Origin of the sequence: Streptomyces prasinopilosus, from assembly GCF_001419695.1 — a bacterium.
GTDB classification, from domain to species: Bacteria; Actinomycetota; Actinomycetes; order Streptomycetales; family Streptomycetaceae; genus Streptomyces; species Streptomyces prasinopilosus.
Window position 1 is genome coordinate 312 of the sequence record NZ_LIRG01000548.1, and the last position, 1,535, is coordinate 1,846.

The window sequence follows — 1,535 nt, forward strand, 5'->3', positions numbered from 1 at the left end:
GGTGGGAGACGAAACGGACCCGGCACGGCGCCGGCCGTGCCGTCGCGACATCGACGGCACGGCCGGAAACGATCTGCGGGACGCCGGCCCTACCCCTTGACGGCGGCGTCGATGCGGGCCAGTTCGTCCGCGTCGAAGTCGAGGTTGCGGGTGGCCGCGACGCTGTCCTCCAGCTGCCGCGGGCTGCTCGCCCCGACCAGGGCCGAGGTCACCCGGCCGCCGCGCAGGACCCAGGCGAGCGCCATCTGCGCGAGGGTCTGGCCGCGGGATGCGGCGATCTCGTTCAGCGTGCGCAGGCGTTCCACCAGCTCGCCGGTGACGGCGTCGGTGTCCAGGAACGGGCTGTCGCTCGCGGCCCGGGAGTCCTCGGGGATGCCGTCGAGGTAGCGGGCGGTCAGCAGACCCTGCTCCAGCGGGGAGTAGGCGATGGAGCCGACCCGGAGGTCGTCCAGGGCGTCCAGCAGGCCTTCGTCCTCCGGACGCCGGTCGAGCATCGAGTAGCGGGGCTGGTGGATCAGCAGCGGGGTGCCCAGCTCGCCCAGGATGCGGGCGGCCTCGCGGGTCTGCTCCGCCGAGTAGTTGGAGACGCCGACGTAGAGCGCCTTGCCCTGCTGGACCGCCGAGTGCAGGGCCCCCATCGTCTCCTCCAGCGGAGTGCCGGGGTCGAAGCGGTGCGAGTAGAAGACGTCGACGTGGTCGAGACCCATGCGCTCCAGACTCCGGTCGAGCGAGGAGAGCAGGTACTTGCGGGAGCCCCATTCGCCGTACGGGCCGGGCCACATCAGGTAACCGGCCTTGGTGGAGATCACCAGCTCGTCGCGGTACGGCGCGAAGTCGGTGCGCAGGGCCTCGCCGAGGGCGGACTCGGCGGCACCGGGGGGCGGGCCGTAGTTGTTGGCGAGGTCGAAGTGGGTGATCCCGAGGTCGAAGGCGCGGCGCAGGATGGCGCGCTGGGTCTCGGCGGGACGGTCGGGACCGAAGTTGTGCCACAGGCCGAGCGAGAGGGCGGGGAGCATGAGCCCGCTGCGTCCGGTGCGCCGGTAGGGCAGGTCCGCGTAACGGTCGGGGTGCGGGGTGTACAACGCGACTCCAGGGGTTGGTGCGCAGAGGGGGGTACACGGGCGTCCGGCTCCGGGGAACCGGGACCGGGTCCCACTCTGTCGCGGTCCGCGGGCAGCGGTCCAACAGGGGAATCGGATGGAATTCAGCGCATACGCTTCTCAATCATGGAACTGCGTCACCTTCAGCACTTCGTCGCCGTCGCCAAGGACCGGCACTTCACCCGTGCGGCGGAGCGGCTGCTCGTCTCCCAGTCGGGTCTCTCGGCGTCGATCCGCTCCCTGGAGCGCGAGCTGCGGACGCCGCTGTTCGTGCGGACGACCCGGAGGGTGACGCTCACGGAGGCCGGCCGGGCGCTGCTGGTGGAGGCCGAGCGGATCCTGGCGCAGGTGCGGGCGGCGCACGAGGCGGTGGCCGCGGTCCAGGGAGTGCTGCGCGGCACGCTCGCCCTGGGCACCGAGCAGTGCATCGCCGGG

General features: G+C 72.1%; 2 protein-coding genes. One reads left to right on the forward strand and one right to left on the reverse strand.

Translation table 11 applies throughout. From position 1 onward, the window contains the following. Positions 1 to 89 precede the first annotated feature (89 nt). Complete coding sequence (gene mgrA, locus AOK18_RS21700) at positions 90 to 1,082, reverse strand: L-glyceraldehyde 3-phosphate reductase (protein WP_055573410.1); 993 nt, start codon at positions 1,080 to 1,082, stop codon at positions 90 to 92. A gap of 144 nt (positions 1,083 to 1,226) precedes the next feature. On the opposite strand from mgrA, the gene AOK18_RS21705 reads away from it, so the two are divergent. Continuing rightward, positions 1,227 to 1,535: LysR family transcriptional regulator (locus tag AOK18_RS21705; protein WP_157865142.1), on the forward strand; the 309-nt coding region annotated here is incomplete at its 3' end.